The sequence below is a fragment of the Ochrobactrum sp. RH2CCR150 genome (genome assembly GCA_014138095.1).
In the GTDB taxonomy this organism is placed as follows: Bacteria; Pseudomonadota; Alphaproteobacteria; order Rhizobiales; family Rhizobiaceae; genus Brucella; species Brucella gambitense.
This window is the reverse complement of sequence record JACGXE010000035.1, coordinates 1-2,625: the sequence shown is the minus strand read 5'-3', so window position 1 is coordinate 2,625 and position 2,625 is coordinate 1. Positions and strand designations below refer to the sequence as shown.

Sequence of the window (2,625 nt, the reverse complement as noted above, 5' to 3'; positions counted from 1 at the left end):
TGCATAGCGGCAATCTAGGTGAGATTCAGCGTCAATCAGGATGAGACTCGCGCCGGGGTGTGACGGAGTGAGGGCGGAGCCCGATTGTAGTCATATCCCGGCGCGGCGCAGATTTTAGGCGTCTCATGATCGCGGTCGGTTCGGTACATTTGCGGTTTTCTGGATTGGAGAACCAGTTTGTGCCGGGTCGCCATGTAACCGATCATCAGATGAGACTCTTCATGAAGTACCGACAAACGCATTCCGTAGAGGTCGCCGCGGCAAAAGCGTCGATCAGCCGAGCCACGGCATACCGCCTCGACAAGGAGGTACACCTACCATCTCAGAGCAAAGCGCCGCGTGGACGTCGCCGCCCTGATCCCCTAGAGCCGATTTTCGAGACTGAAGTCATCCCGCTGCTGAAGGCCGCCCCCGGCATCCGTGCCGTCGCCGTCTACAACGAGATGCTGCGCCGACATCCAGAACTCTCTGAAGGTATCCGCCGTACGCTTGAACGACGCATCCGGTCGTGGCGTGCTGTCAATGGCGAAGCGCAGGAGGTCATCTTCCGCCAGACGCACGAGCCAGGCCGACTGGGCCTTTCGGATTTTACCGACGCCAGCGGCCTTGGTGTAACGATCGCCGGCCAGCCGCTTGATCACCTGTTCTATCACTTCCGGCTCGTCTGGTCGGGCTTCGAACACGCCCATGTCATTCTCGGCGGGGAAAGCTTCGTCGCGCTGGCCGAAGGACTTCAAAATGCCCTGTGGTCCGTGGGTGGTACGCCGCTTTATCATCGCAGCGACAGCCTGTCGGCCGCATTCCGCAACCTCGATGCCGACGCCAGGGTCGATCTCACACACCGTTACGATCAGCTTTGCTCCCATTATCGGATGACCCCGACGCGCAACAACAAAGGTGTCGCGCATGAGAACGGCTCGATCGAAAGCTCGCATGGTCATCTCAAAAACGCTGTTCACGATGCCCTGCTGATGCGGGGCACCAAGGAATTCGACGATCTCGGTTCTTACCGCGCTTTTGTCGACGAGATCGTCAGCCGTCGCAACGCTGCCCATGGCAGGCGTATCGATGCAGAGCGATCCCATCTGCAGTCGCTGCCCGAGCGCCGGACCACGGACTTCGAGGAGATTGTTGTCACTGTGTCCCGGACGGGCGGCTTCACCCTGCGCAAGGTCTTCTACACCGTGCCGTCCCGCCTGATCGGCCACAGGTTACGAGTTCGCCTGTTCGATGATCGGCTGGATGTCTTCATCGGAGGTACGCATCTGATGACGTTGCGCCGCGGACGCGGCCACCCCGACGGGCGGCACGATCAGGTCGTCAACTACCACCACGTCATCCATTCCCTGCGCAAGAAGCCGATGGCGCTCCGCGGCCTCGTTTATCGCGACAAACTCTTCCCGCGTCCAGAATATCGCAAGGCCTTCGAAGCCCTCATCGAGCATCTTCCCGACAAGCAGGCTTGCAAGATCACCGTTGAGCTTTTGGCATTGGCGCATGACCGCGGTTGCGAGCGCGAACTTGCCAAAGAATTGGCCAGGACCCTGGATGCGGGCGATTTACCGGACCTGGCCGCCATGCGAACGCTCTTCGGCCCGGATCCAGCCAAGCTGCCTACCGTTCATGTGCAGCTCGCATCGCTCAACGGTTATGAGGCCCTGATCGGGACAGGAGAAGCCGCATGAAGAACGCCCACGTGATCGACGAAGCACGGCTCGCCATCATGCTCAACGAACTTCGGCTACCGACCATCAAAACGCTGTGGCCGCAATTTGCCGAGCAGGCGGACCGGGAAGGATGGCCAGCCGCTCGCTTCCTGTCGGCTATTGCCGAGCACGAGCTGGCAGAGCGTGCCAATCGCAGGATTGAACGGCATCTCGCCGAAGCGCACCTGCCGCCCGGAAAGACCTTGGACAGCTTCGCCTTTGACGCAGTACCCATGATCTCGAAGGCGCAGGTCATGGCAATTACCGCCGGCGACAGTTGGCTCGCCAAGGGAGCCAACATCCTCATGTTCGGTCCGCCCGGCGGAGGAAAGAGCCATCTTGCTGCGGCTATCGGCCTTGCGCTGATCGAGAACGGATGGCGGGTCCTGTTCACCCGGACTACCGATCTTGTGCAGAAGCTTCAGGTCGCCCGCAGGGAACTGCAGCTTGAGTCTGCCATCGATAAACTCAACAAGTACGACTTGCTCATCCTCGATGACCTCGCCTACGTCACCAAGGACCAGGCGGAAACAAGCGTGCTATTCGAGCTGATCTCGGCACGATACGAGCACCGGTCGATCTTGATCACTGCCAACCAGCCGTTCGGAGAGTGGAACCGGGTCTTTCCAGATCCTGCCATGACACTCGCAGCAGTCGACCGGCTTGTGCACCATGCCACGATCTTCGAGATGAATGTCGAAAGTTATCGCCGCAGAACCGCGCTTGAGGAAAAACGCCAGCGGGGCCGACCGGCCTCGTTTGCGACAATCAGGACCTCAACGCTGTCTGTCGCGCAGCGGCAATCAGAAAACGAAGAAGAACTTGTCACCGGCAATCAGCATGATAATTTGATCCCGACCGCGACCTAAGAATCTCATCCAGATTGTCGCAAGCGTCTCATCCTGATTGTCGCGCTATA

At 59.5% G+C, this 2,625-nt stretch carries 2 protein-coding genes; both read left to right on the top strand.

Features of this window, described 5'->3' with window-relative positions:
• Positions 1 to 209 precede the first annotated feature (209 nt).
• Positions 210 to 1,685, top strand: a complete 1,476-nt coding sequence (gene istA, locus FHW03_RS25920) for an IS21 family transposase (RefSeq protein ID WP_182523277.1) — start codon at positions 210 to 212, stop codon at positions 1,683 to 1,685.
• On the top strand, positions 1,682 to 2,575 hold the full coding sequence (gene istB / locus FHW03_RS25915) for an IS21-like element ISRel5 family helper ATPase IstB (RefSeq protein ID WP_071634643.1): 894 nt from the start codon (positions 1,682 to 1,684) through the stop codon (positions 2,573 to 2,575). The genes istA and istB overlap by 4 nt, the downstream gene beginning before the upstream one ends.
• Positions 2,576 to 2,625: the final 50 nt, after the last annotated feature.